21 protein-coding genes are annotated in these 23,689 nt (G+C 63.5%); 8 read left to right on the forward strand and 13 right to left on the reverse strand.

Annotation, left to right across the window (positions count from 1 at the left end):
• Positions 1–64: 64 nt before the first annotated feature.
• From CSQ91_RS04125 to CSQ91_RS04135, 3 genes are all read right to left on the reverse strand, one after another.
• A complete protein-coding gene (locus CSQ91_RS04125; protein WP_052140283.1) occupies positions 65–1,057 on the reverse strand; it encodes a cation diffusion facilitator family transporter in 993 nt (330 codons plus the stop codon).
• A gap of 117 nt (positions 1,058–1,174) precedes the next feature.
• Positions 1,175–2,050, reverse strand: coding sequence for a pirin family protein (locus tag CSQ91_RS04130; protein ID WP_099387447.1), 876 nt, complete (start codon positions 2,048–2,050; stop codon positions 1,175–1,177).
• 56 nt (positions 2,051–2,106) lie between these two features.
• Positions 2,107–2,706 carry an FMN-dependent NADH-azoreductase gene (locus CSQ91_RS04135; RefSeq protein WP_070257417.1) on the reverse strand — a complete coding sequence of 200 codons (600 nt, stop codon included), beginning with the start codon at positions 2,704–2,706 and terminating at the stop codon, positions 2,107–2,109.
• A 123-nt stretch (positions 2,707–2,829) separates the two neighbouring features.
• Between CSQ91_RS04135 and CSQ91_RS04140 the strand changes: the two genes are divergently transcribed.
• The gene (locus CSQ91_RS04140) at positions 2,830–3,735 is read left to right on the forward strand and encodes a LysR family transcriptional regulator (RefSeq protein WP_034784204.1); all 906 of its coding nucleotides are present in this window, start codon (positions 2,830–2,832) and stop codon (positions 3,733–3,735) included.
• A gap of 17 nt (positions 3,736–3,752) precedes the next feature.
• On the opposite strand, the gene asd is transcribed toward CSQ91_RS04140, so the two are convergent.
• Positions 3,753–4,601, reverse strand: coding sequence for an archaetidylserine decarboxylase (asd, locus tag CSQ91_RS04145; protein ID WP_070257416.1), 849 nt, complete (start codon positions 4,599–4,601; stop codon positions 3,753–3,755).
• Between the two features lie 395 nt (positions 4,602–4,996).
• Here asd and CSQ91_RS04150 point away from each other — a divergent pair, with 395 nt between their 5' ends.
• From CSQ91_RS04150 to CSQ91_RS04170, 5 genes are all read left to right on the forward strand, one after another.
• On the forward strand, positions 4,997–7,078 hold the full coding sequence (locus tag CSQ91_RS04150) for a TonB-dependent receptor plug domain-containing protein (protein WP_257217212.1): 2,082 nt from the start codon (positions 4,997–4,999) through the stop codon (positions 7,076–7,078).
• A 119-nt stretch (positions 7,079–7,197) separates the two neighbouring features.
• Positions 7,198–8,436 (forward strand): DEAD/DEAH box helicase, encoded by a 1,239-nt coding sequence (locus CSQ91_RS04155; protein ID WP_099388558.1) that lies wholly within the window; start codon positions 7,198–7,200, stop codon positions 8,434–8,436.
• A 53-nt stretch (positions 8,437–8,489) separates the two neighbouring features.
• On the forward strand, positions 8,490–9,107 hold the full coding sequence (locus tag CSQ91_RS04160) for an LON peptidase substrate-binding domain-containing protein (RefSeq protein WP_052140282.1): 618 nt from the start codon (positions 8,490–8,492) through the stop codon (positions 9,105–9,107).
• A 141-nt stretch (positions 9,108–9,248) separates the two neighbouring features.
• Positions 9,249–9,992: a DNA-binding protein gene (locus CSQ91_RS04165; RefSeq protein WP_035818092.1), complete on the forward strand. Its 744-nt coding sequence runs from the start codon at positions 9,249–9,251 to the stop codon at positions 9,990–9,992.
• A gap of 217 nt (positions 9,993–10,209) precedes the next feature.
• A complete protein-coding gene (locus CSQ91_RS04170; protein ID WP_099387449.1) occupies positions 10,210–11,157 on the forward strand; it encodes a cupin-like domain-containing protein in 948 nt (315 codons plus the stop codon).
• A gap of 3 nt (positions 11,158–11,160) precedes the next feature.
• Here CSQ91_RS04170 and CSQ91_RS04175 read toward each other — a convergent pair whose 3' ends face one another.
• On the reverse strand, positions 11,161–12,069 hold the full coding sequence (locus tag CSQ91_RS04175; protein ID WP_099387450.1) for a DMT family transporter: 909 nt from the start codon (positions 12,067–12,069) through the stop codon (positions 11,161–11,163).
• Between the two features lie 51 nt (positions 12,070–12,120).
• Between CSQ91_RS04175 and CSQ91_RS04180 the strand changes: the two genes are divergently transcribed.
• Positions 12,121–12,678, forward strand: coding sequence for a helix-turn-helix domain-containing protein (locus tag CSQ91_RS04180; RefSeq protein WP_257217213.1), 558 nt, complete (start codon positions 12,121–12,123; stop codon positions 12,676–12,678).
• Positions 12,679–12,686: 8 nt separating this feature from the next.
• Here the strand turns inward: CSQ91_RS04180 and CSQ91_RS04185 are convergent, their stop codons facing one another.
• The 4 genes from CSQ91_RS04185 to trpS all read right to left on the reverse strand — a co-directional run bounded on the left by CSQ91_RS04185 (position 12,687) and on the right by trpS (position 17,503).
• Complete coding sequence (locus tag CSQ91_RS04185; protein WP_099387452.1) at positions 12,687–13,418, reverse strand: class I SAM-dependent methyltransferase; 732 nt, start codon at positions 13,416–13,418, stop codon at positions 12,687–12,689.
• The gene (locus CSQ91_RS04190; protein ID WP_099387453.1) at positions 13,415–14,668 is read right to left on the reverse strand and encodes a voltage-gated chloride channel family protein; all 1,254 of its coding nucleotides are present in this window, start codon (positions 14,666–14,668) and stop codon (positions 13,415–13,417) included. Before CSQ91_RS04190 ends, CSQ91_RS04185 begins: the two co-directional genes overlap by 4 nt.
• A 36-nt stretch (positions 14,669–14,704) precedes the next feature.
• The gene (locus CSQ91_RS04195; RefSeq protein WP_099387454.1) at positions 14,705–16,294 is read right to left on the reverse strand and encodes a pyridoxal-dependent decarboxylase; all 1,590 of its coding nucleotides are present in this window, start codon (positions 16,292–16,294) and stop codon (positions 14,705–14,707) included.
• Between the two features lie 132 nt (positions 16,295–16,426).
• Entirely contained in the window at positions 16,427–17,503 is a 1,077-nt protein-coding gene (gene trpS, locus CSQ91_RS04200) for a tryptophan--tRNA ligase (RefSeq protein WP_225317293.1), read from the reverse strand.
• 372 nt (positions 17,504–17,875) lie between these two features.
• On the opposite strand from trpS, the gene CSQ91_RS04205 reads away from it, so the two are divergent.
• Positions 17,876–19,765 (forward strand): CocE/NonD family hydrolase, encoded by a 1,890-nt coding sequence (locus CSQ91_RS04205; RefSeq protein ID WP_257217214.1) that lies wholly within the window; start codon positions 17,876–17,878, stop codon positions 19,763–19,765.
• On the opposite strand, the gene CSQ91_RS04210 is transcribed toward CSQ91_RS04205, so the two are convergent.
• From CSQ91_RS04210 to CSQ91_RS04225, 4 genes are all read right to left on the reverse strand, one after another.
• Positions 19,762–20,619, reverse strand: coding sequence for a DMT family transporter (locus tag CSQ91_RS04210; protein ID WP_099387455.1), 858 nt, complete (start codon positions 20,617–20,619; stop codon positions 19,762–19,764). The genes CSQ91_RS04205 and CSQ91_RS04210 overlap by 4 nt on opposite strands.
• Before the next feature lie 7 nt (positions 20,620–20,626).
• The gene (locus CSQ91_RS04215) at positions 20,627–21,448 is read right to left on the reverse strand and encodes a substrate-binding periplasmic protein (RefSeq protein WP_034784189.1); all 822 of its coding nucleotides are present in this window, start codon (positions 21,446–21,448) and stop codon (positions 20,627–20,629) included.
• Between the two features lie 100 nt (positions 21,449–21,548).
• Positions 21,549–22,832, reverse strand: a complete 1,284-nt coding sequence (locus tag CSQ91_RS04220; RefSeq protein ID WP_034784187.1) for a TCR/Tet family MFS transporter — start codon at positions 22,830–22,832, stop codon at positions 21,549–21,551.
• A 157-nt stretch (positions 22,833–22,989) separates the two neighbouring features.
• Positions 22,990–23,640, reverse strand: a complete 651-nt coding sequence (locus tag CSQ91_RS04225) for an HD domain-containing protein (protein WP_070257408.1) — start codon at positions 23,638–23,640, stop codon at positions 22,990–22,992.
• Positions 23,641–23,689: the final 49 nt, after the last annotated feature.

Consider the following 23,689-nt stretch of genomic DNA (forward strand, 5'->3'; position numbering starts at 1 on the left):
CACCGGCTCGGCGCCCCCGTACTTAGTACGGTTGCGCTTCTCGACCACCTCTACCTTCCGCTCGCTACGGTTTTGTCAGGCGTTGTGACGTTTGTTGAATTCCGTGCGAGTGGGTCTTGTCACCCTGATGCAAGCCCGCCATCGCCGCCGTCTCCGGCTGCAAGGTGATGTGGTCGATGCCATGCTTACTCAGTAACATCTTCTTGATCGCCCGCAAGACCTTCGGCCAATGGTCGAGGTGTTCGATTTCCACGTGGCCGATCAGGGCCGGCTGGCCCGGCGACATATCCCACACATGCAGGTCGTGCACGGCGATCACGCCATCCACCTGCTCCACGTCAGCGCCCACCTGGATGTAGTCGATATGCATGGGCACGCCTTCCATCAGGAAATGGTAGGACTCGCGCAGCACGCCGAATGTCGACTTTAAAATCAGCAGGGACACCAGCACGGACAGCAGCGGGTCGATCTGCATCCAGCCTGTAAAGTAAATCACGGCGCCGGCGACGATGGCGGCGACCGAACCGAGCAAATCGCCCATCACGTGCACGAGGGCGGCGCGCGTGTTCACGCTTTGCTTGTCTTTCGACAATACCCACGCCACGACTATATTGATCGCCAGGCCGATGAAGGCAACGATGAAGACCATGCCGCCCTTTACGGGTTGCGGGGAGGAAAAGCGCAGCGCGGCTTCATAGCAGATCCAGCCCACCACGCACAGCATGGCCAGGCCGTTGACGAAGGCGGCCAGCGCTTCGGCGCGGCCAAAGCCGAACGAGTGGCGGGGCGAAGGAGGGCGGCGCGCGATCAGTTGCGCCAGCAGTGCCAGGCCCAGCGCGGCCGCGTCCGTGACCATGTGGCCCGCGTCGGAAATCAGGGCCAGCGAATTGGACAGGAAGCCGGCCGCCACCTCGATGCCGGCAAATGACAAGGTCAGGCCCAGCGCCCAGGCGAGGATGCTCTGGCTGCGCCCCTCGAACGAGTGGGTGTGCTTGGCGTCGCCTTTCAGGTGGGCGTGCAAATGGGTGGCGTCGTGTTCGGTGTGCGTCGGTTGCATGGAATGCTTTGTGGAATGATGTTGCCGCCAGTGTAATTGAAAAGCAACAAAGTAGTCGGCACGTAAAAAAACCTGCAGGCCCGGAGGCACTGCAGGTTTTTGATGAGGCAGACAACTTTACTGCACGGCCGTCTCGCCAAACTTGCCTTCGCGAAAATCCTGTACGGCCTGGAATACTTCCGCCTGGGTATTCATGACAAACGGGCCATATTGCGCGATGGGTTCGTTCAAGGGCTGGCCGGCGACGAGGATTACGCGGCCGCCTTGCGGCGCCTCGATGCGCACGCCGTCGCTGCCCGGCGTGTTGGCGAAGATCGCCATGCGCAGTGCGGGCACGGCCTTGCCGTCGACCTGCACTTCGCCACGGAAGGTGTAGATGAAAGCGTTATGGCCTGGCGGCAATGGCTGCTCGAAGCTGGCGCCGGCCGGCAAGTCGATGTCGAGGTACAGCGGTTCCGTCAGCTCGCGCTGCACGGCGCCCGTCACGCCATGGCTCTCGCCTGCGATCACTTGCACGGTCACGCCCGCGTCCGTCGTGTAGCGGGGGATTTCGCTGCTGTCGAAGTCGCGGTACCACGGCGTGCGCATCTTGTCGCGCGCGGGCAGGTTCAGCCACAGCTGAAAACCTTCCATCACGCCTTCTTCCTGTTCCGGCATTTCCGAGTGGATCACGCCGCTGCCGGCCGTCATCCATTGCACGCCGCCCGAGCTCAGCAAGCCTTCGTGGCCCGCGCTGTCCTTGTGGCGCATGCGCCCCGTGATCATGTACGACACGGTCTCGAAACCGCGGTGCGGATGCTCGGGGAAGCCGGCGATATAGTCGTTCGGCTTGTCGCTGGCAAAGTTGTCGAGCATCAGGAACGGGTCGAGGCGGCGTTGCAGCTGCTGCGTCAGCACGCGGTTGATCTTCACGCCGGCGCCATCCATGACGGCCTGGCCGGCAATCACGCGCTCGACGGCGCGTGGCTTGTTGACGGTGGTGATGTCGCTCATTGTTCTCTCCTCTAGGCCAGGACGGCGCCAGTGCGCCGTCCCTTTCACTGCTGGGATTACACCAGGATGGCGTTGATTTCGGCGTCCGCCTGGGCTTGTGCCTTGGCCACGGCTTCCGGACCCATGCCCATGCCTTCCGAATACACGTATTGCACGTCGGTCAGGCCCAGGAAACCGAACATGGTGTTCAGGTAAGGCACTTGGCTATCGTTGGCGCTGTCGCGGTGCAAGCCGCCGCGGGACAGGCCCACGTAGACTTTCTTGCCGGTCAGCAGGCCCACGGGGCCGTTTTCCGTGTACTTGAAGGTGACGTTGGCGCGGGCAATCGCGTCGAACCAGCTTTTCAGTTGCACGGTGATGCCGAAGTTGTACATCGGCGCGCCGATGACGATCACGTCAGCCGCTTGCACTTGCGCAATCAGCGCATCGTCCAGGGCGATGCGGGCCGCTTGCTCCGGCGTGCGCTTGTCTGCCGGGGTGAACAACGCTTGCAGGGTCGGCTCGTCGAGCACGGGGTGCGGTGCGGCAGCCAGGTCGCGGCGGGCCAGGGTAGCGCCGGGGTTGGCCGCTTGTACGCGGGTAACGATGGCGTCAGCCAGGCGGGTCGAGGCGGAACCGGTGCTGCGGGCGCTGGAATTGATTTGCAGGATGTTCATCTTGTTTTCTCCGTTGTGAGGTGTCTTGCGATGGATGAACTATAGCAATTCCAAAATTGATGCGGAAGCCGTTAAAATGGATAACATTAATCCACCAGTGGAACAATCGAGTTAAAGGTAAATATGGATATCGATCCCGGAGATTTGCTGCTGTTTGCACGCGTCGTCGAATGTGGCAGTTTCTCGCGCGCCGCCGTGCGCGTGGACTTGCCCAAGTCGACCCTGTCGCGGCGCATCTCGCTGCTGGAAGCGAAATTGGGCGAACGCCTATTGCTGCGCACCACGCGCAAGCTGGCGCTGACGGAGTTTGGCGCCAGCCTGCTCGAGCATGCGCGCAAGGTGGTGGAAGAAACGGAGGCGGCCGGCGCGCTGGCACAGCACCGCCAGGCAGGACCCAGCGGCTTGCTGCGCATTTCCATGCCGGCCGACTTTGGCGACACCCTGATGCGCCAGGTGCTGGCCGAGTTCGTGCGCCGCTATCCGGCCATTTCGCTGGAACTGGACTTGTCGGCGCGCCGCGTGGATTTGCTGGAAGAGAACTTCGACCTGGCCATCCGCATGGGCAACTTGCCAGACGACGCCAGCCTGGCCGCGCGCCGCGTGGCGTTCAGTACGCTCGCCCTGTATGCCTCGCCGCAATACACGAGCGTGCACGGCTTGCCCGAGCATCCCGACGATCTGTATGGCCACGATTTGCTCAGCTTGCCACGGGCCGTGCATGGCCTCGTGCACTGGACTTTGATCCGCGGCAAGACGACGTGGGAGCGCGATTTGCCCGTGCGCCTGCTGGCCAATTCGCCGGAATTGCTGGTGCGCATGGCGTGCACGGGCGTGGGCATCGCGGCCAGCACGGACCGCTTTGCCAAGGCGTATGTGGCGACGGGGGAACTGGTGCGGGTTTTGCCGGAGTGGAGTTTTCCGCTGGTCACGGGCTGGGCCGTGTTTCCCGGCCGGCGTTTGATGCCGGCCAAGACGCGCGCATTTCTGGACTTGATGGAGGAAATGTACCAAACCGACGCGCCCGTGTAGGTGCGCGTCTTGCTGCCTTACTTGGGCAGCTTGCCCATGACTTCGCCCAGCTGCACGGGCCCGGCCGGTTGCCAGTTGGCATTGAACGTCACGGTATCTTTCGGGAACAGCATGACGACGGTGGAACCGAGCAGGAAGCGGCCCAGCTCTTCGCCCTGCTTCAGCACGACATTGTCGTTCGCATAGCTCCAGTCGCGTACCTGGCCTGTGCGGGGCGGGTTGACGACGCCGTGCCAGACGGTGGCCATGCTGCCGACGATGGTGGCGCCCACCAGGGTCATGACGAAGGGGCCGTTGGCCGTATCGAACACGCAGACGACCCGCTCGTTGCGGGCGAACAGGCCGGGGATGCCGCGCGCCGTCGTCGGGTTGACGGAGAACAGTTCACCGGGCACATAAATCATGCGCGTCAGGCGGCCGTCGCAGGGCATGTGGATGCGGTGGTAGTCGCGCGGGCTCAGGTACAGATTGGCGAAGCTGCCGTGTTCGAACTGGGCCGCCAGTGCCGCATCGCCGCCCACCAGGGCCGTGGTGCTGAAGCTGTGGCCCTTGGCCTGGAAGATCTGGTCCCTGTCGATCGTGCCGAACTGGCTGATGCGGCCATCGACGGGGCAGACGTAGTCGGCCTGGGCCAGCGGACGCGCATCGGGGCGCAGCGCGCGCGTGAAAAAGTCGTTGAAACTCGTGTAATGCGTGATGTCCGGGTCCAGCGCCTCATCCATGTTGACGTTGTAGCGGCCGACGAACCAGCGGATCAAACGCGTCGTCATGGCGCCGCCCTTGGCACCGGCGACGCGGCCGGCAAAATTGGTCAACGCTCCCTTGGGCAGCAGATATTGAGGCAAAACGGCAAGACGGTCAGACACGATGGGAAGCCTTTGACGGGGTGATGGGAACAATGATGAAAACGCATTATAGCGGCGATGTGGCGCGCAATGATATGTACCGTATGCAAGGGGGCGTAGTGCAGCCGGCCGCCGAATTTAATTTGCCATAGGAAATATTTTCAGGAAACTGTGTCACTCGGAAAAAATTACAGCACAATACAGCGGCCTGTTTTTTAGCTTTTAGCCATTTTTATTCAGCCAACTTTTTTAGCCAGGTCATGATGCCACGCCGTTGCCTTCGCCTTACCATCCTTTGTTCCTCCGTGTTACTTGCCTGGAATGCCCAGGCCCAGCAATCCGAAACGCCCGCCGCTGATGCCGCTGCTGTTGCCCCCTCTGTGCCGCTCAAGGCGGACAAACCAGCCGCGCCCGCCATGCAAACCGTCGAAGTCAAGGGCAGCGGCTATGATCCGCGCCGCGACGATACGGCCAGTAAGATGGTCGTCGGCAGCGAGGAAATCCTCAAGTATGGCGACACGAATGTCACCGACGTGCTCAAGCGCCTGCCCGGTATTACCGTTTCCGGCGCGGCCGGACGCTCGGGCGGCGAAATCCGCATGCGCGGACTGGGCAGCGGCTACACGCAGATATTGCTCAATGGCGAGCGGGCGCCGGCCGGTTTCTCGCTCGACACTTTGTCGCCCGACGTAATCGAACGCATCGAGATTTTGCATGCGGCCAGCGCCGAATACAGCACGCAGTCGATTGCCGGCACCATCAACGTGGTGCTGAAAAAGGCCGTCAAGACGGCGCAGCGCGAGCTCAAGCTGGGCGTGCAGGGCAGCGACGTGAGCTTTTCGCCCAGCGTCAACGTGCAATTGTCCGACCGCGACGGCAATTTCTCGTATTCGCTGGCCGGCTCGCTGTTCCGCTACGACTACCATTACGATAATCCCGGGCTGGAGCTGGGCTACGCGCCCGACGGCCGGCAAAACCTGCTGCGCCGCACGAACGGCACGGGCGATGGCCGTCCGGAAGGCATCAACCTGTCGCCGCGCCTGAACTGGGTGCTGGCCAACGGCGACAATGTGACGGCGCAATTCTTTTTCAATGGCGGGCGCTCGAACCACCGCAATTTCAGCCGCGCGGAAACGGAGCAGGGCGTGCGCCCCGACTACGACAGCAATACGGGCAGCTCCAGCAACCACAATGCCTTCGGCCGCAGCGACCTGACGTGGATGCACAAGCTGGCCGGCGGCGCCAGGCTGGAACTGAAAGTCGGCGCCTCGACCGCCCGCAATACGTCCGACAGCCTGCAGCAGGGCTTTATCGATGGCAGTGGCCTTGCCCTCGAGCGCAAGGTGGGCGTGAAGGCGACGGAAAACGGCGTCAGTTCGACCGGCAAGTATTCTACGCCCCTGCTGCCCGGCCATGCCCTGTCGATGGGCTGGGATGGCGCCTACACGGAGCGCGAGGAATCGCGCCGCCAGCGCGAAGCGGCCCTGGGCACCTTGGGCGCGCGTCCGCCCGTCAACAGCGACGAAGGTTTCGACGCCACGATCAAGCGCCTGGCCGTGTTCGTGCAGGATGACTGGGAAATCACGCCGCGCTGGTCCATGTATGCGGGTGTGCGCTGGGAAGGCATTGACACGCGCAGCGCGGGCGACACCTATGACGAAGTACAGCAGCGCACCAGCGTGTGGAGCCCGCTGCTGCAAACCGTGTGGAAGTTGCCCGATACCAAGGGCGACCAGGTACGCCTGGCCCTGACGCGCACCTACAAGGCGCAGCCCACGTCAAGCCTGATTCCGCGCCGCAATACTTCGACCAACAATAGCCAGACGGACCCTGACCGCGAAGGCAATCCGTATCTGAAACCGGAGCTGGCGCTGGGCATCGATGTTTCGTACGAGCACTACTGGGCCGAAGGCGCCTTGCTCAGCGCGCGCGCCTCGGCCCGCCGTATCGATGGCTACACGCGCCAGGGCTTGCTGTTCATCAATGACCGCTGGGTCTCCACGCCCGTCAACGATGGCCGCGCCAATACACAGACACTGGAACTGGAAGCGAAGTTCCCGCTGCGCGCCGTGCTGGCCGCGCCTGTGCCGGCCATCGACCTGCGCGCCAGCGTCAGCCGCAACTGGTCGCAGGTGGAGCAGGTGCCGGGACCGGACAACCGGCTTGACCAGCAAACGCCCATCAGCGGCAACTTCGGCCTCGACTACAAGACGCCCGATGGCGTGCTGACCACGGGCGGCAGTTTCAATTTCCGCAACGGCGGCCCCGTGCGCATCACCGAGCGCCAGAGTGCCTATACGTCGCCGCGGCGCGACCTCGATATTTATGCGCTGTGGAAGTTCGATGCGAAGAACCAGCTGCGCCTGGCCGTGTCGAACCTGCTGGCGCAAGACTTCGAAAGCACCACCACGTATGCGGATGCCAGCGGCACGATTACCCGCAACAGCATTTCACCAAGTTCGCCGCAGGCGCGCGCCACCCTGGAAATGAAGTTCTGATGGTGACGTTCCTGCACTGAAAACCCCGGCCAGCCTCCCCGCTGGCCTATAATCTCGGCAATCGCGCGCGCGGCCGGTCCGTGCGCGCCACCTTTTCCTTTGCCAAGATTGCTTTTCCCATGACGTTTTCCTCCCTCGGCCTGATCGATCCCCTGGTCCGCAAACTCGATGAGCTCGGCTATGCCAAGCCCACGCCCGTGCAGGCGCAAGCGATTCCTGCCGTGCTGGCCGGGCGCGACCTGATGGCCGCCGCCCAGACGGGCACGGGCAAGACGGCCGGCTTTGCCGTGCCGCTGCTGCAGCGCCTGACCCTGGAAGGCGTGGTGGCGCCCCAGTGCGTGCGCGTGCTGGTGCTCGTGCCCACGCGCGAACTGGCCGAGCAAGTCTATGCCAGCTTCCGCAGCTATGGCGGTAACTTGCCGCTGCGCAGCTTTGTCGCGTATGGCGGCGTACCCATCGAGCCGCAGATCAGCAAATTGCGCAAGGGCCTCGACGTGCTGGTGGCCACGCCGGGCCGCTTGCTGGACTTGCAGACGCAGGGCGCCGTCAAGTTCGAGCAAGTGCAGACGCTGGTGCTGGACGAGGCTGACCGCATGCTGGATCTGGGCTTCGAGCGCGAGCTCGATATATTGCTGATGACCATGCCCAAGCAGCGCCAGACCCTGCTGTTCTCGGCCACCTTCTCGGACGCCATCCGCGCCATGGCGAAAACCATGCTGAAGGATCCCGTCTCGGTCGAGGTGAGCGCGCGCAACAGCACCGTCAAGGCCGTCAAGCAATCGGTCATCGTGTGCGACAAGAAGCGCAAGCCGGAACTGTTCCTGCACTTGCTGAAGAAAATGCGCTGGGGCCAGGTATTGGTCTTCGTCAAGACGCGCAAGGGTGTCGAGCTGCTGGTGAACACCTTGCTGGAGCAGGGCGTGCGTGCCGATTCCATTCATGGCGACAAGACGCAGCCGAACCGCCTGCGCGCGCTGGCCCGCTTCAAATCTGCCGAGGTGCAGGTGCTGGTGGCTACCGACGTGGCCGCCCGTGGCCTCGATATCGACCAATTGCCCGTCGTCGTCAATTTCGACTTGCCCACCGTGGCGGAAGACTATATCCACCGCATCGGCCGCACGGGCCGCGCGGGCGCTTCGGGTGCAGCCATTTCGCTTGTGTGCGCCGATGAAGTGGAGCTGCTGTCGGCCGTGGAAGCGCTGACCCGGCAAACGCTGAAACGCAACGAAGAGCCCGGTTTCGAGGCGGAGCACCGCGTGCCGGGTACCTCCGCCGGCGGCACCATCCAGAAGAAGGCCGTGAAAGTGCTGGCGCCGAAGGCGGCGGAGCGGGCCAAGAAAAGGCGCTTCTACAAATAATCAGGGACGCCAGGCGCGCAGCACGGATATGCCATTCGTGCCATCATGCGCTTATGACCTCGATACCTTTGTTCCCGCTCAATACGGTGCTGTATCCCGATGGCTATCTGCCCCTGCAGATCTTCGAGGTACGCTATCTGGACATGATACGCAAATGCATCATGGGCGAGCAGCCGTTCGGCGTGGTGCAGCTGCTGGATGGCACGGAAGTGCGCAAGCCGGGCCATCAGGAAACCCTGGCGCCCGTGGGCACCCTGGCGCGCGTCATTGACTGGGCCGCGCCCTTGTCCGGCTTGCTGCAAATCAAATGCATGGGCATGCAGCGCTTTCACATCGTTTCCAGCGAACAGCTGAAGCACGGCTTGTGGATGGCGCAGGTCGAAACTTTACCGCCCGATAAAACCATTCCCATTCCGCAAGAGCAGCAGAACGTAGCCGACGCGCTCGGCGCGCTGATCCGCACCTTGCAGGAGCAAAAGATCCCGCCCGACCAAATGCCCTTGCAGCCGCCATACCGGCTCGACGAGTGCGGCTGGGTGGCAAACCGCTGGTGCGAGCTGCTGTCCCTGAGCGCCATGCAAAAGCAATTGTTGCTGAGCCAGGACAATCCCGTACTGCGCCTGGAACTGGTGCAGGATATGCTCACGGAAAATGGCCTGCTCGAAGAGTAAAGCATCCCAAGCCGCATGCTTGCACAAGTTCCGTTGTGTAATTGCAATTTCTATTGAGAAATACTTTACGCTTTGCCGCCGCTGGCATAAGATAATGCCCCTGGGCAAGATTGCCCTGGGCAACATTCAAGAGTACACGACATGGCAAAAGTAAGCGCGGAACAGATCAATGCGGCAATGGAAGCGATGGCGGGCGAAGGCCAGGCCATCACGGTACGCGCCTTGCGCGAACGGCTGGGCAACGGCGCCTGCCTGGGCACCATCAGCAAGCTCTTGCTGCGCCGCAAGGCAGGCGCGCAACGCCAGATCGCTGCCGCCGCCGAACTGTCGCCCGTGCTGCAGCAAGCCATCCTCGATTATGTAGGACAGGAATTAAGCGCCAGCCACAGCGCGCATGAAGCCGAGATGAATGACAATCAACAGGAATTGATGGACCTGGCCAGCGAGAACGAGCGCCAGCAAGAGTTGCTCGACCTGCAGGCGGGCGAGCTGGAAACCTTGCGCGAGGAGCTCGAGCGCGAACGGCAAGTGGCGAACCAGGCCCGCACGGACCTGGCCAAGGCGCAACTGCGCCTGGAAGGCTTGCCGCGCCTGGAAGAGGCGGCCGAGCAGGCACGCATGGATCTGGCCAAGGCGCAATTCAAGCTCGAAGGCATCCCGCGCCTGGAAGAAGCGGCCGAAGCGGCGCGTGCCGAACTGATCCAGGCCCAGTTGAAGCTGGAAAGCCTGACGCGCGTGGAAACGGAACTGGCGGCCGCGCGCCTGGAACTGGAAGCGGAACGCGAAGAGCTGGGCGAAACGCGCGCCGAGCTGGACGAAGAGCGCACCTTGCGCATCAAGGCGCAGCAGTTCATCGTCGATCCGATATTCAAGACCCCTGTCTGAGGACACCTGACCAAACCTGCTGCGCGTCGCGCTTTGCGGCCTGCGATGCTCACCGTACTGGAGTACGGTTGCGCTTCTTAGCCACAAATCACTGCCGCTCGCGACGGTTTTGTCAGGTGTCGAGACGTCGGGGGGAATAGGTCATGCGGGCCTTGCTGGCTTAAAATGGCGCACTGTCGCGCCATGTCGTGCGACGCCTTGATCGCAAAGAAGGTTTATGCCCGTAGAAAAGAAAGTGTCGCTCCCGCTTGCGGCCACGCCCATATCGCCGCGCGCGCTGCCGCCCCGGCCGCCAGCACAATTCAGTTCGCCCGAAGCGGCCCTTGCGCGCAAGCAGGCACGCGAGGACAAGGATGCGCAGGTGCGCGGCGTCACGTCCATCGACGCCATGCGCGAGGCCATCAAGCAGGCGGCGCGTGACTTGCCGGCCATCACCGAGGTGCCGCGCCTGGCCATGCTGGACGCCGCCGCCTTTCGCGCGCGCGCCGCGTTGGGATTGCCCTTCCTGATGCGCGGGCTGGTGCAGCGCTGGCCCTTATCCAAGCTGGAACCCGAAGTCTTGCGCGAGCAATTCAGCCACGTGCCCGTGCGCGCGCGCGTGGGCGACTACATCAACACGGCATTCGCGGCAGACCGCGCCATGCAGGACATGTCGATGGGGCAATACCTGGACCTGGTGGCGGAGGGCAAGTACGCGCTGCCGCCATACCTGGGCAACCTGGAATTGCGCGAGCTGAACCGCCTGTGCCACTGGCCCACGTATTTTGACAAGATGGGCCCGCCGCGCTTCTGGGTGGGGCCGGGCGGTACGGTCACGCCCTTGCATTGCGATTACGATGACAATATCTTCGCGCAAGTGTGGGGACGCAAGCGCATCTTTTTATCGCCGCCGCACCACGACGTCTTTCTCTATCCCAGCGAAGCGAACGCCATTCTCTTCGGTTCACCGTTCGACCCGGAAGCGCCCGATTTCGAACGTTTTCCCCTGGCGCGCCAGGCCAGCATGATCGAATGCATCGTCGAACCGGGCGACATGCTGTACGTGCCTGCCGGCTGGTACCACCAGGTGCGCGCGCTGACGTTTTCCCTGTCGTCGAACCGCTGGGCCAGGGCCGTGCCGCTGGCGCTGCATGCAGATGCTGCGCTGCGGCGGGACGTGGAATAAACCTTAGGGCTGGATGGCCTTGCCTGCTGCGCGCACACGGCGCTTGGGACGCCACTCGCTGAGGATGCCCGCGCAAATGATCAAGACCGCGCCCACGATGGCCAGGGCTGGCAGGCGCTCGCCGGCGATGCGGCCGATCACGCCGGCCCACACGGGTTCACCCGCGTAGATCAGCGTCGCTTTCGTGGCGGAAATGCGCTTTTGCGCCCAGTTCATCACATATTGGATCAGTGCGCTGGCGCAGCCCAGTGCCAGCACGCTGAGGATGAAAGTCTTGCTGAGGACCGGTGGCGCTTCACCCATGACGGGCATCAGCAGCAAGGCGATCAATGACGCCGTGGCCAGTTGCACGATGGTCACGCGCAGGATGTTCAATTGCGGCGAGACGCGGCTGATGAGGATGATTTCCAGGGCAATCGCGATGGCGCCCACGGCAGTGATCAGTTCGCCTGTACCGAAGCCCATGCTCAAGCCATCCGTGCCGGTGAGCAGCAGCAAGCCGGCGAACGCCAGCACGACGGCAGCCCATACGGCAGGGTGGGGCCGCTGCTTGAAGACCAGCCATTGCACCAGCGGCACGATGGGCACATAGAAGGCCGTGATGAAGGCCGACTTGCTGCTCGTGATATACATCAAGCCATAGGTTTGCAGCGCGTAGCCGCCAAAGATGCTCACGCCGATGGCCATGCCTGTCAACAATTCGGCCTTCGTCAGGTGGCGCAGCTGGCCCCGGCAAATCAGGGCGCCGATACTGGCGGCCACGGCAAAGCGGGCGGCGACAAACGCCAGCGGGCCGCTGACCGTCACGGCATGTTGCACGACGAGAAATGTGCCGCCCCAGATGAAGGTGATGGCGATCAGGGCCAGTTCGGGCAGGCCGAAGGCGGGCGGGGGACTTGCGTGTGTTTTCATGGGGCGCTATGCTATGAGCAAAATATTTCCCATCATCATAGGAGCAATATATTGCGCAGTCAAGCCGAGGCCGGTGGCGTGCTGGCACACCTGGCCACCAATCTGCGGCGCTTGCGCCTGGCTGCCGGCCTCAGCCAGGAAGAGCTGGCGCGCAAGTCGGGCCTGAGCCGGCGCATGGTCAATGGCGTCGAGGCAGGCAGCACCAACATCAGCCTGGCCAACCTCGACCATGTGGCAGCCGCCCTGAACGTGGCCTTTGTCGACCTGGTGCAGCCGCCGCAACAGCCGCACGACAGCCTGCGCGTGCTGATGTGGCAAAGCGCGTCGCAGGCCAACCAGGCCGTGCTGCTGGGTGCCGCGCCCGCCAGCCGCCAGGTGGAACTGTGGGCCTGGCGCCTGGCGCCTGGCGAGCGCTACGATGCGCAAGCCGATCCGGCGGGCTTCAGCGAAATGATCTACGTGCTGGAAGGCGAGCTGCAGCTGGAACTGGCGGCCGGGACGAGAACGCTGGGCACGGGCGATTTTTTCGTCTTCAGCAGCGCGCAAGCATATGCCTATGTGAATGCCGGCGAGTCCACCTTGCGCTTTACGCGCAATGTGGCCAGCTGACAGCGCGGTTACGGCAGGCCGCAGCCCACCAGCAACAGCATCGGCCGCTCCCGCTCTTCCGCCAGCGCTGGCTGCTGCGCGACCTGTGCGTCGGTGGGACCCCATTCTTCCACATGTTCCAGCTGGAAACCCGCTTGCAGCAGCGCATTGATGGTCGTACCCAGGGTGCGGTGCTGCTTGATCACGCCTGGCGCCAGCCAGTCCGACACGCGCGGGCCTTGCTGCTGGTAGCTGTCGACGGGCCAGCGCTTGCTGCCTTGCGCGTCCGTCAGCCAGCCCGGCTGGCGCGGGGCCATGAAGATCGGATGCTCGATGGAAAACACCAGCTTGCCGCCCGGTTTCAAGCCGTGGCGGATGGCAGCCAGCAAGGTGGTGAAATCCTCGATGTAGTGAAACGCGAGCGAACTGTAGACGAGGTCGTAGCTGGCGGGCGGCAGGGCCAGTTGTTCCAGGTCCAGCCGGGCATAGTCGACCGCCGCGTGCTCACCCATGCTGCATGCCTGCGCCAGCATCTTTTCCGACACGTCCACGCCCAGCACCTGCGCCGCACCAGCGTCGGCTGCCCAGCGGCAGAACCAGCCATAGCCGCAGCCCAGGTCGAGCACGCTTTTTCCTTGTATCTCCGGCAGCATGGCGCGCAGGGCTGGCCATTCGGGGGCGCTGTCGAGTCCGCCGACGGAGCGGGGCAGCTGGCTGTAGCCGGTAAAGAAGGCGTCGTTGTCGTAGATATTCTGTGTCATGTGTCGATATCCTTGTGGACGGTGCGCTTGGCATGCCCGCCCCGTTGTGCCCGGTAAATGCCCGCGTGGCCGGAAAACAGATAGGCCACGACGCAGGCGATGGCTGCGTACACGCCGATCTCGGCGCCGAACAGTTCCATGGCCATCAGGGTCGAGGCGATCGGCGTATTGGCGGCACCGGCGAAGACGGCAACGAAACCGACGGCGGCCAGCAAGGTGACGGGCTGGTGCAGCAGCGGGCCCAGCGCATTGCCCAGGGTCGCGCCGATGAAGAACAATGGCGTCACTTCGCCGCCCTTGAATCCCGTGCCCAGCGAGACGATGGTAAACGCCATCTTGGCCAGGAAATCGTATGCCGGCAGCGGTTCCTTGAGCGCGTCGACGATGGTGGGGATGCCCAGGCCGATATACTGGTCCGTGCCGATCAGCCACACGGCGATGGCGATGATCACGCCGCCGGCCAGGGGGCGCAGCGGGGCGTAGCTGATCCAGCGCTTCATCAGCCCGCTCAAGCCGTGCGTGGCCTGCGCAAACACGTTACCGGTCACGCCGAACAGCACGCCAGCGATCACCATGGCGGACAAGGTCCAGGCGGAGAGGGCGGGGATCAAAGGCACGGCGTAATGCGTGTGGTGAATGTTGAATAACTGCCCCCACAGCAAGCCCACCTGGTCGGCGATGACGGCAGCTAGCAGGCAGGGCAGCATGGCTTCGTAGCGCAAGCGGCCGATGGCCAGCACTTCCAGGCCGAAGATGGCGCCCGCCAGCGGCGTGCCGAAGACGGAGGCAAAGCCGGCGCTGATGCCGGCCATCAGGACGATGCGGCGGTCTTCATTGTTCAGGCGAAACATACGGGTCAGCTGGTCGGCCAGGGCGCCGCCCATCTGCACGGCCGTGCCTTCGCGCCCGACGGAAGCGCCAAACAAATGCGAGATGACGGTGCCGCCCAGCACCAGCGGCGCCATGCGCAAGGGGATGATTTTTTTCGGGTCGTGGATTTCATCGATGAGCAGGTTCGCGCCGCCTTCGACACTGCTGCCATAACGCAAATACAGCCAGCCGACGGCAAAGCCCGCCACGGGCAGCAGCCAGATCAGCCAGGCGTGCGCCCGCCGCGTAGCGGTTGCCCATTCAAGGGCGAACAGGAAGCCGGCCGAAGCCGATCCCGCCAGCACGGCCACAACAAAGGCCAGCAGCAGCCATTTCAGCAGATGCCGCAAGAGGTCGGTAAGGGCGCTAAGACGCTGCATCGTGCATCCAGTCAAGGCTGATCGGTGGGTGTTTCCTTACAAGCCCAGTTCCGCCACCAGCGTTTGGCCGATGGCGCGCTGCTCGTCCAGGATGGCGCGCAGGTGGTGGGGGCGCGTCTTGACGTTGGTCATGACCACGCGCAGCACGTTGGTCGGGCCAGGGTAGCGCGTCGATTCCAGTACCGTGCGCGACACAAAACTGTGGCCTTGCGCCTTTTGCCGGTTTTGCAGCTTGGCGTTCAAGGTGTTCAGCTGTTTGTTCAGTTCGGCCGCCGCGTCCTCCTGGCCGCCGGCCAGCAAGCTGTCCATGCGCTGGCGCAAGTGCGCGGGCGCATAGCGGTAGGTCAGGATGAAGGTGTCGGAGCGCGTGACGAGCTCGAAATCCTGCTGGTCGGCCAGCAAGTCCTGCAGCTGGCCGGACAGGGTGGCCGCCTGCCGCAGCAAGGTCGTGTAGCCGGATACGCCCAGCACCTTGAACGACGTCCACAGTTTCAAGGCATCGAAGCGGCGCGAGCCTTCCAGCGAGGTCTGGCCCAGGTCGCCCGAATTGTCGCGCAAGATGTAGTTGGCGTTGTGTTTCAGCAAGTTCAGGCTGGCGCTATCCTTGAACAGCACCATGCTTTGCGCCATCGGCACCCACAGCAATTTATGCCCGTCGATGACGACGGAGTCGGCCAGGGCAATCCCGTCGTACAGGGCGCGGTACTGTTCCGCGATCAGGAGGGCGCCGCCCCAGGCCGCATCCACGTGGAACCAGATGCTTTCCCGCGCGGCAATGGCCGCCATGGCGGCCAATGGATCGATGGCGCCCGTTTCCGTCGTGCCGGCGATGCCGATCATGGCGACGACCTTGATCTTGCGCAATTTCAAGTCGGCAATGGTCGCTTCCAGCGCGGCGATATCGATGCGGTTGTCGCGGTCGACGGCCACCAGGTGCAAGGCGTTTTCGCCGAGGCCCAGGGTCGCCAGCGCCTTTTTCACGGAGTAATGGCTGCGGGCCGAGCCGATCACGGCCAGCCCCGCGTAGCTGGAATCCTGCATGGCGGCAAACAGGCCCCGTTTGCGCGTGCCGGGCAACTGCCGTTCCAGCGCTACGGCCAGGGCCGTCAAGTTGCCCATGGTGCCGCCATTGACGACATTGCCCAGCGCGCCGCTGGTGGCCGCCATCGCCTGCGCGTAGACGCTATCGGCCTGCTGGTACACCTGGCGGTGCAGCCAGCCGAGGATCTGCTTTTCGATCAGGGTCGACACATACGCCGTCTCGATCTTGACCTGGTTCTGGTTCAGGGTCGCCGTAAACGCTTCGGCCAGCACGCTGATCCACGGCAGGGCCTGCGTCATGTGGCCGATGTATTGCGGGTGGTTCAGCTGGGCCGTATTGGCCAGCACGGTGGTATCGAGTTCTTGCAGGAAATCCGCCACGGGCATGCCGTGCGCGGGCAGGCAAGTATCGGACAGTTGCGTCAGCAATTGCGCATACGGCGTGTGCGGATAGGGCGTGTCGCGTTCGGCGGCCAGCCAGCCGCCCAGCATGCCCAGCGCCTGCTGCAGGGGCGCGGGCGAGCGTTGCAGCGCATCGATGGAAAAATGCTGCTGCAGCAGCTGTTCGATAGGGGTATCGGTCATGGCGCGTTGTCTTCTCTACGGATTGCTGATGCCACGGTGACAAACGAATTGCGCCCAGGCGAAAGCGGGATTTTACCCGACTCCGCCTGGGCGCATCAGTTTGCTATATCAGTTTGCTATGACTGCTGGTGATCAGAAGTAGTTCAGGCCCAGCGCCGACTTGACTTCATCGGCCGTGCGGGCCGCCACTTCGCGTGCCTTGAAGGTGCCTTCCTTCAGCATCTGGATGACCTGGCCCTTGTCCTTGGCGAATTCTTCGCGGCGGGCTCGGATCGGCGCCAGCATTTCCTGCAAGACTACATCCAGGCGCTTCTTGACAATGCTGTCGCCCAGGCCGCCACGCACATAATGGGCCTTCATTTCGGCCAGCGCCGCTTTTTCCGGATCGAAAGCGTCCAGGTAGGTAAACGCGATGTTGCCTTCCAGGTGGCCCGGGTCTTCCACGCGCAGGTGCAGCGGGTCGGTATAGACTTTTTTCACGGCGGCCGTGATTTCGGCCGAGGTCGCACCCAGGTTGATGGTGTTGCCCAGCGACTTGCTCATCTTCGCCTTGCCGTCGATGCCGGGCAGGCGGCCGATGTCGGGTACCAGCGCCTTGCATTCCATCAGCACTTCGCGGTTGTACATGCGGTTGAAGCGGCGCACGATTTCATTCGTTTGCTCGATCATCGGGATCTGGTCTTCGCCCACGGGTACCACGCCCGCCTTGAATGCCGTGATGTCGGCCGCCTGGCTGGCAGGATAGGTCAAAAAGCCGGCCGGGATGTCGCGCTCGAAGCCGCGCAGGCGGATTTCTTCCTTGACGGTGGGATTGCGCTCGAGGCGCGCCACGGTGACGATGTTCAGATAGTAAAACGTCAGTTCGGCCAGTTCCGGGATTTGCGACTGGATGAATACCGTGGTCTTCGTCGGGTCGATGCCGACGGCCAGGTAATCGAGCGCCACTTCGACGACATTGCGGTGCACCTTGTCGATGTCTTCCATATTGTCCGTCAGCGCCTGGGCGTCGGCCAGCATGATGAATTGCTTGTAGCTGTTCTGGTAGCGGACGCGGTCGCGCAGGCTGCCCACGTAGTGGCCCAGGTGCAAGGGGCCGGTCGGGCGGTCGCCCGTCAGGATCACGGATTGCGACGCGATGGCGGCGGCGGACAGCGGCGCGGCCGGGGTATTCTCGGTGTCGGGGGTATCGGGGGTGTTAGGCAAGCTCATCAAGTTTCCTTTCGAGCCGCCTGCATCGGGGATGATCCAGGCTGAGCCTGTTACGCCACCGATCGAGGCGGCGTTGATCATAATTCACATCACTATGCAGTGGCCGCGCGAAAGTGAGCGGGACCACCAATTCAAGCAGGCGTGTTGTGAATGAATAAATTTCATGGCGTTATGGTTGCAGTTCGCACGCGTTCTGTCAAGTTTGCACCCCGATTTATCTGCTGCGCTGCGTCAGAGGCTAGCCTTATGCGGAACTTGCTTTCCGGGTACTATTGCCGTTCGGCCACTTTTGCGTGGCATGAATCATTGGAGAACAGTATGCGCGTGTCGTCCCCCGTCCGGCTCACCGGTCTGGCTTTTGTTATCAGTTCCTTGTTTGCAGTACCGGCGATGGCGCAAACGCCGCCGATGACGCCCGATATCGGCGCCAAGCTGGTGATGCCCGACATGAATGACTACGTCAAGCGCGTGGTGATGATCCCCATGCGCGACGGCGTCAAGCTGTACACGGTGATCGTCGTGCCGAAAGGCGCGCAAAAAGCGCCGATCATGCTCACGCGCACGCCGTACAATGCGGCCCGCCGCGCCCAGCGCGCCGCCAGCCCCAGCATGCTGGTCACTTTGCCGCTGGGCGACGACACCCTGGTGGAAAACGGCTACATTCGCGTGTTCCAGGACGTGCGCGGCAAGTATGGCTCGGAAGGCGATTACGTCATGACGCGCCCCGTGCGCGGTCCGCTGAACAATACCAAGGTCGACAACGTGACCGATGCGTGGGACACCATCGACTGGCTCGTCAAAAACGTGCCGGAAACGAATGGCAAGGTGGGCATGCTCGGTTCCTCGTACGAGGGGCATACGGTGCTGATGGCCCTGGTCGACCCGCATCCGGCCCTGAAGGTGGCCATTCCCATGAGCGCCATGGTCGATGGCTGGCGCGGCGACGACTGGTTCCATAACGGCGCCTTCCGCATGCCCAGCCTGTCGTACATCGCGGGACAGACGAGCGTGCGCGGCGGCGGCGAATCGCCGGCGCTGGGCGTCTACGACGATTACGACGCGTATCTGCGCATCGGCTCGGCCGGTGACTACGCGAAAAAATTCGGCATCGACAAGCTGACGTACACGAAAAAGCTGTTCGAACATCCGGCCTACGACAGTTACTGGCAAGAACAGGCGCTCGACAAGATCCTCGCGAAACGCCCGTTGATCGTGCCCACCATGCACGTGGTGGGGCAGTGGGACCAGGAAGATATCTATGGCCCCTACGCCACCTATTGGGCGATGGAGGGACGCGACAAGCGCAACAACCTCAATTACCTGGCCATCGGCCCGTGGCGCCATAGCGGCGTCAACTATGACGGTTCCAGCCTGGGCGCCCTGAAGTTTGACGGCGACACGGCGCGCCAGTTCCGCGAAAAAGTCATGCAGCCATTCCTCAATCAATACCTGAAGGATGGCGCGCCGGACGCGAATACGGCGCCCGTGGTGTCGTACCAGAGCGGCACGAATCAGTGGCAGCGCCTGCAGCAGTGGCCGCTGGCTTGCGAGACCTGCGACACGAAGCTGACGCCGATCTACCTGCAGGATGGCTACAAGCTGGGCTTTGCGGCGCCATCGGGCGCTGCGGATGCGGCTGAAGGCGCCTTCGATGAATACGTGGCCGATCCCGCCAAGCCCGTGCCTTTCGTGCCCCGTCCCGTGCGCCTGAACGATGGCGACGTGTGGAAGCCATGGCTGGTCAGCGACCAGCGCGGCTACGCGGACCGCACGGACGTGCTCAGCTATGTTTCCGAACCGTTGAAAACGGCCGTGCGCATCGCTGGCGCGCCGATGGTCAACCTGTTTGCCGCCACCAGCGGCACGGATGCGGACTGGGTGGTGAAACTGATCGACGTGTATCCGGATGAGGTGCCGTCGCAGCCGGCCATGGGCGGGTATCAGCTGGGCGTGGCGATGGATATCTTCCGCGGGCGCTACCGCGACAGCTTCGAGCACCCGACGCCGATACCGGCGGGCCAAGTGCAGCGCTACCGCTTCGCCTTGCCGAACGCGAATCACGTCTTCCTGCCCGGCCACCGCATCGCCGTGCAAGTACAGTCGAGCTGGTTCCCCCTGTACGACCGCAATCCGCAAAACTACGTGCCGAACATCTTCCTGGCCGATCCAGGCCATTATAGAAAGGCGACGCAGCGCGTGTACCACGCGACAGGGGCGGCCAGCGCAATCGAGTTGCCGATGGCGCCGCTCGACGCCCGCTAGGCCATTCGCATCAGCATGGCGCCCGCCGCGATCAGGGCGATGGCCAGATAGCGGCGGGGGCTGATTGTTTCGCGCAGGAACAGGGCCGCAATGGCGATGGCGAACAAAATCGATGTTTCGCGCAGGGCGGCGATGGCGGCCACGGGCGCCTGCGTCATGGCCCACAGGGCCAGGCCATACGAGGCGAGGGTGCCGAAACCGCCAACGGCGGCCAGGCGCCATTGCGTTTGCGCATACGCAAGCAAATCGGCGGGACGGCGCAACGCCGTCCACAGCAGCAATCCGGTTCCGTTCAAGACAAAAATCCACATCGTGTAGGCGGCTGGCGCGCCGGACAGGCGCACGCCGATGCCGTCGATCAGGGTATAGCTGGCGATGACGCAGGCGTTGCCCAGTGCAAAGGCGGTGGCGCGCCCCGTGCTTTTCGGCACCGTGCCGATGGCGCTCGTGCGCGCGGCAACATACAGGCCGAGGATCCCCGCGCAGATGCAGGCGACGGCGCCCATCTGCATGGCGGACAGGCGCTCGCCGATCAGCGGCCAGCTGGCCAGCGCGACGATAAGCGGCGCGCTGCCGCGCATCAGGGGATAGGCATGGCTCATGTCGCCCGCCTTGTAGGCGGCCGCCAGCAGCGAGTAATAGGCCAGCTGCGCCACGGCCGAGGCGGCCAGGTAGGGCCAGCTGGCGGGTGCGGGAGCATGAACAAAGGGCAAGACGGCCAGTGAAATCAGGGCCGCGCCGACGGAGACGAGCACCGTGCTGAGAAAGGTATCCTTGCCGGACTTGACGATGGCGTTCCAGCTGGCGTGCAGCAGGGCGGCAAACAGGACGACGGCGACGACCAGACCGGACATGCAGGCCTTAGCGGGGGCGTATGCTCAGCGACAGCAATTCCTGGCGGTGATGGCGCTGGAAGCCTTCCATCACGGAACCCGAGCGCCCCGCCTTGTCCAGCAGGTCGCGCAGGGTGGCCTGGTCTTCCGCCGTGAGGGATTTGCGCGACAGGTAGACGCCGCTCATGCCCCAAGGTAATTCCGGCAGCGCTTCCAGGCGCAAGCGGTCGGCCAGGCCATACACGCGCGCATCGTTCTGCGCCACGCCTGCCAGGATGGTGGGGCTCATGATGGTGGCATCGATGAAGCCGCTTTGCATCAGGCGCGCCACGGAGAGCGCGTCGACTTCGTAGAACAGGCGTCCCTGGCTGCTCAGTTCCTTCGCCAGCGCCTGGTACGGTGCGCCATAGTCGTAGCCGCGCACGAGCGCCACGCGCAATTCGCGCCGCTCGATCAGTTCCTGCATGGTGTTGATGGGCGCGCGCGCGCCCTGTAGCGAGATCAGCAGGGGGCGGCTGCCCAGCATGGGGATGAACAAGCCATGCTGGTCGCGCCGCAAGGTGCTGCTGGCGGGGATCAGCAAGTCGGCCTTGCCCGCCTCGAACATCGCTTCCAGGCGCGCGCGGGGCACGGCCGTAAAGATGAAATTGCAGCCGAGCTTGGCGCCCATGCTGCGCAGCAAGTCGGGATAGATGCCGCCGATCGTGGCGCCATTGACCACCACGCTGGCGCCGATGGCCGAGACGGGCACCTGGATGTCGCGCGAACATTGCGCGCCCGCCAGCGGCGGCAGCGCCAGCGCCAGCATGGCCACGGTTCGGCGCCAGGCGCTGGAATAAAAGTCAGTCATACCCATCCTTGCTCACCATCGAATGCCGGGCATCGGTAACACCCCGCTGATTATCCCATTCTCGCCTATTTATTTCCCAAATACAACATTATCCCGCTGACTACTTTGTGGTGGAAACCATAAGTCTTGCCTCGCGTTGCGCCTTGAAGTAGCGCCAGGCCACCAGGATGGCCAGAATTTGCATGATCGCGCACAGGTAGAAAGTGCTGCCGATGCGCCAGTCCTGCGGCGGCAAATGGCTCACTTTGCCGAGAATCATGCTGCCCAGCAAAGGCATCATGATGATGCCCAGGCTGCTGATCGATTGCAGGGAGCCCATCAGTTCTCCCTGTTCGCTGGCGTTCGATGATTTCGAGATGATGCCTTGCAGGGCCGGTCCGGCGGCAAAGGCCAGCAGGTTGCAGAGGATCAGCGCATACATCATCCAGCCCTGCGTCGCCAGGCCGTACAGCAAATAGGTGAGGGCGCCCGAAGCCATGCCCAGCAGCGACAACCGCACCTCGCCGAAGCGCTTGATGAGTATGCCCAGCAAGCCCGCCTGCACGACGGCCGCGCACAGGCCCACGCAGAACAGGGCGATGCCGTTCTGGCGCGGCGTCCAGTCGAAACGGAAATGCGTGTACAGCACCCAGGTGGTGTTGAGCATCATTTGCGCAAACGTCATCAGGCCGAAAGCCAGTACCAGGCCGCGGATTTCCACGCGGCGCACCAGCTTCAGCAGGGCGGCAAACGGATTGATGCGCGCCAGGGTGAACGGTGCGCGCGGGCCCGGCTGCAGCGATTCGGGCACGCAGAAATAGCCATAGATGAAATTGGCCGCCGACAGGCCCGCCGCCACGTAGAACGGCAGGCGCAGATCGATTTCGCCCAGCAGGCCGCCCAGCATGGGGCCGCAAATGAAACCCAGGCCGAAAGCGGCGCCGATCTTGCCGAAGCTCTTGGCGCGGTTGTCCGGCGTGGACACGTCGGAGGCGTAGGCGGACGCGACCGACATGCTGGCCGACGAGACGCCGCCGATAACCCTGCCAATGAACAGGCAGGCCAGGTTCGGCGCCCAGCCCGTGGCGAGAAAGTTGATGCCCATGCCGGCCATCGAGTACAGCAGCACGGGACGGCGTCCCACGCGGTCGCTGATGGCGCCCAGCATGGGCATGAAGATGAATTGCAGCAAGCCGAAGAGGGCTGCCATGATGCCGTACCAGAACGCCTGGGCATCCTTGCCGTCGACAAAGTTGCCGATCAGGATGGGCAGCACGGGCACCACCAGGCCGATGCCCAGCATGTCGATGAAGACGCAGACGAGGATGAAATTGAGGTTGCCGGCGCGCGCGGGCGCGGCGGGCGATGACGGGGAAGGGCTGTCGGTGCTGGTTTTATCGGACATGCATGCTTTCGGCGCGCACCCCGCGCCGCCGTGCGGCTGGCGGGGTTCAGTTGTTGGCGTTGCGCCGGCGCGTTGCAGGTTTCTGCTGACGCGCGGCGCGATAGCTGAGCCTTGCATTATAGACAGCATGGGCCATGCTGGCTATCGCCACCAGGGTTTATGTACTAATACCCCACTCGCCGGCAAAGGCGGCGCGGAAATCCGTCAGCACGGCCAGCCGCTGTTCGGCCAGCGCGCGGCCTGCCGCCGTCTGCATCTTGCCGGGCAGTTTGTCGAGTTTGGTGACGATATGGTCGAGCGCGTATGCCTTGTCGTCGAGCGGGCGATGGGCTGCCAGCGGATCGCTGCCATGCGCCAGCGCGCTATCCATGCGCGCCGCCGTGTAAAACAGGCGTGCCAGTCCCACGGCGCCCAGCGCGTCGATGCGGTCGGCATCCTGCACGATTTGCGCTTCGATGGTGTGCGGCGGCAAGTTGGCGGAAAAACTGTGCGTCTCGATGGCGTGTGCCACGCCGGCCAGTTTTTCTGATGGGAAATCCAGTTCCGCCAATTGGCGGCAAGCCAGTGCTGCCGCCTGGCGCGAGGCCAGGTGGCGCTCGGGATGGTTTTTCGGCAGGTTGACCAGGTCGTGCAGATAGCAGGCGGCCATCACGGTGAGGGCGTCCGCTTCCGCATGGTTCTGCAGCAAGACACTGGCATTGCGCCAGACGCGTTGCAGGTGGTTGATGTCGTGGGCGCTGTCATCGCCCAGGCCGGCCGTGGCCAGCGCCAGCAGGCGTGGTTGCCATTGGGAAAGCAAGGATTGCATGGTTCGAACTTCTAAAAGGCAAAGGCCGCAAGTGTGGCATAAAACGGCG

This window comes from Janthinobacterium sp. BJB301 (assembly GCF_002735685.1).
In the GTDB taxonomy this organism is placed as follows: Bacteria; Pseudomonadota; Gammaproteobacteria; order Burkholderiales; family Burkholderiaceae_D; genus Janthinobacterium; species Janthinobacterium lividum.

What these genes read in the sequence shown, in the direction of transcription:
- CSQ91_RS04125 (WP_052140283.1), bottom strand. Translation starts at nt 1,057, where the DNA reads ATGCAACCGACGCACACCGAACACGACGCCACCCATTTGCACGCCCAC.
- CSQ91_RS04130 (WP_099387447.1), bottom strand. Translation starts at nt 2,050, where the DNA reads ATGAGCGACATCACCACCGTCAACAAGCCACGCGCCGTCGAGCGCGTG.
- CSQ91_RS04135 (WP_070257417.1), bottom strand. Translation starts at nt 2,706, where the DNA reads ATGAACATCCTGCAAATCAATTCCAGCGCCCGCAGCACCGGTTCCGCC.
- CSQ91_RS04140 (WP_034784204.1), top strand. Translation starts at nt 2,830, where the DNA reads ATGGATATCGATCCCGGAGATTTGCTGCTGTTTGCACGCGTCGTCGAA.
- CSQ91_RS04150 (WP_257217212.1), top strand. Translation starts at nt 4,997, where the DNA reads ATGCAAACCGTCGAAGTCAAGGGCAGCGGCTATGATCCGCGCCGCGAC.
- CSQ91_RS04155 (WP_099388558.1), top strand. Translation starts at nt 7,198, where the DNA reads ATGACGTTTTCCTCCCTCGGCCTGATCGATCCCCTGGTCCGCAAACTC.
- CSQ91_RS04160 (WP_052140282.1), top strand. Translation starts at nt 8,490, where the DNA reads ATGACCTCGATACCTTTGTTCCCGCTCAATACGGTGCTGTATCCCGAT.
- CSQ91_RS04165 (WP_035818092.1), top strand. Translation starts at nt 9,249, where the DNA reads ATGGCAAAAGTAAGCGCGGAACAGATCAATGCGGCAATGGAAGCGATG.
- CSQ91_RS04170 (WP_099387449.1), top strand. Translation starts at nt 10,210, where the DNA reads ATGCCCGTAGAAAAGAAAGTGTCGCTCCCGCTTGCGGCCACGCCCATA.
- CSQ91_RS04175 (WP_099387450.1), bottom strand. Translation starts at nt 12,069, where the DNA reads ATGAAAACACACGCAAGTCCCCCGCCCGCCTTCGGCCTGCCCGAACTG.
- CSQ91_RS04185 (WP_099387452.1), bottom strand. Translation starts at nt 13,418, where the DNA reads ATGACACAGAATATCTACGACAACGACGCCTTCTTTACCGGCTACAGC.
- CSQ91_RS04190 (WP_099387453.1), bottom strand. Translation starts at nt 14,668, where the DNA reads ATGCAGCGTCTTAGCGCCCTTACCGACCTCTTGCGGCATCTGCTGAAA.
- CSQ91_RS04195 (WP_099387454.1), bottom strand. Translation starts at nt 16,294, where the DNA reads ATGACCGATACCCCTATCGAACAGCTGCTGCAGCAGCATTTTTCCATC.
- trpS (WP_225317293.1), bottom strand. Translation starts at nt 17,503, where the DNA reads ATGAGCTTGCCTAACACCCCCGATACCCCCGACACCGAGAATACCCCG.
- CSQ91_RS04210 (WP_099387455.1), bottom strand. Translation starts at nt 20,619, where the DNA reads ATGTCCGGTCTGGTCGTCGCCGTCGTCCTGTTTGCCGCCCTGCTGCAC.
- CSQ91_RS04215 (WP_034784189.1), bottom strand. Translation starts at nt 21,448, where the DNA reads ATGACTGACTTTTATTCCAGCGCCTGGCGCCGAACCGTGGCCATGCTG.
- CSQ91_RS04220 (WP_034784187.1), bottom strand. Translation starts at nt 22,832, where the DNA reads ATGTCCGATAAAACCAGCACCGACAGCCCTTCCCCGTCATCGCCCGCC.
- CSQ91_RS04225 (WP_070257408.1), bottom strand. Translation starts at nt 23,640, where the DNA reads ATGCAATCCTTGCTTTCCCAATGGCAACCACGCCTGCTGGCGCTGGCC.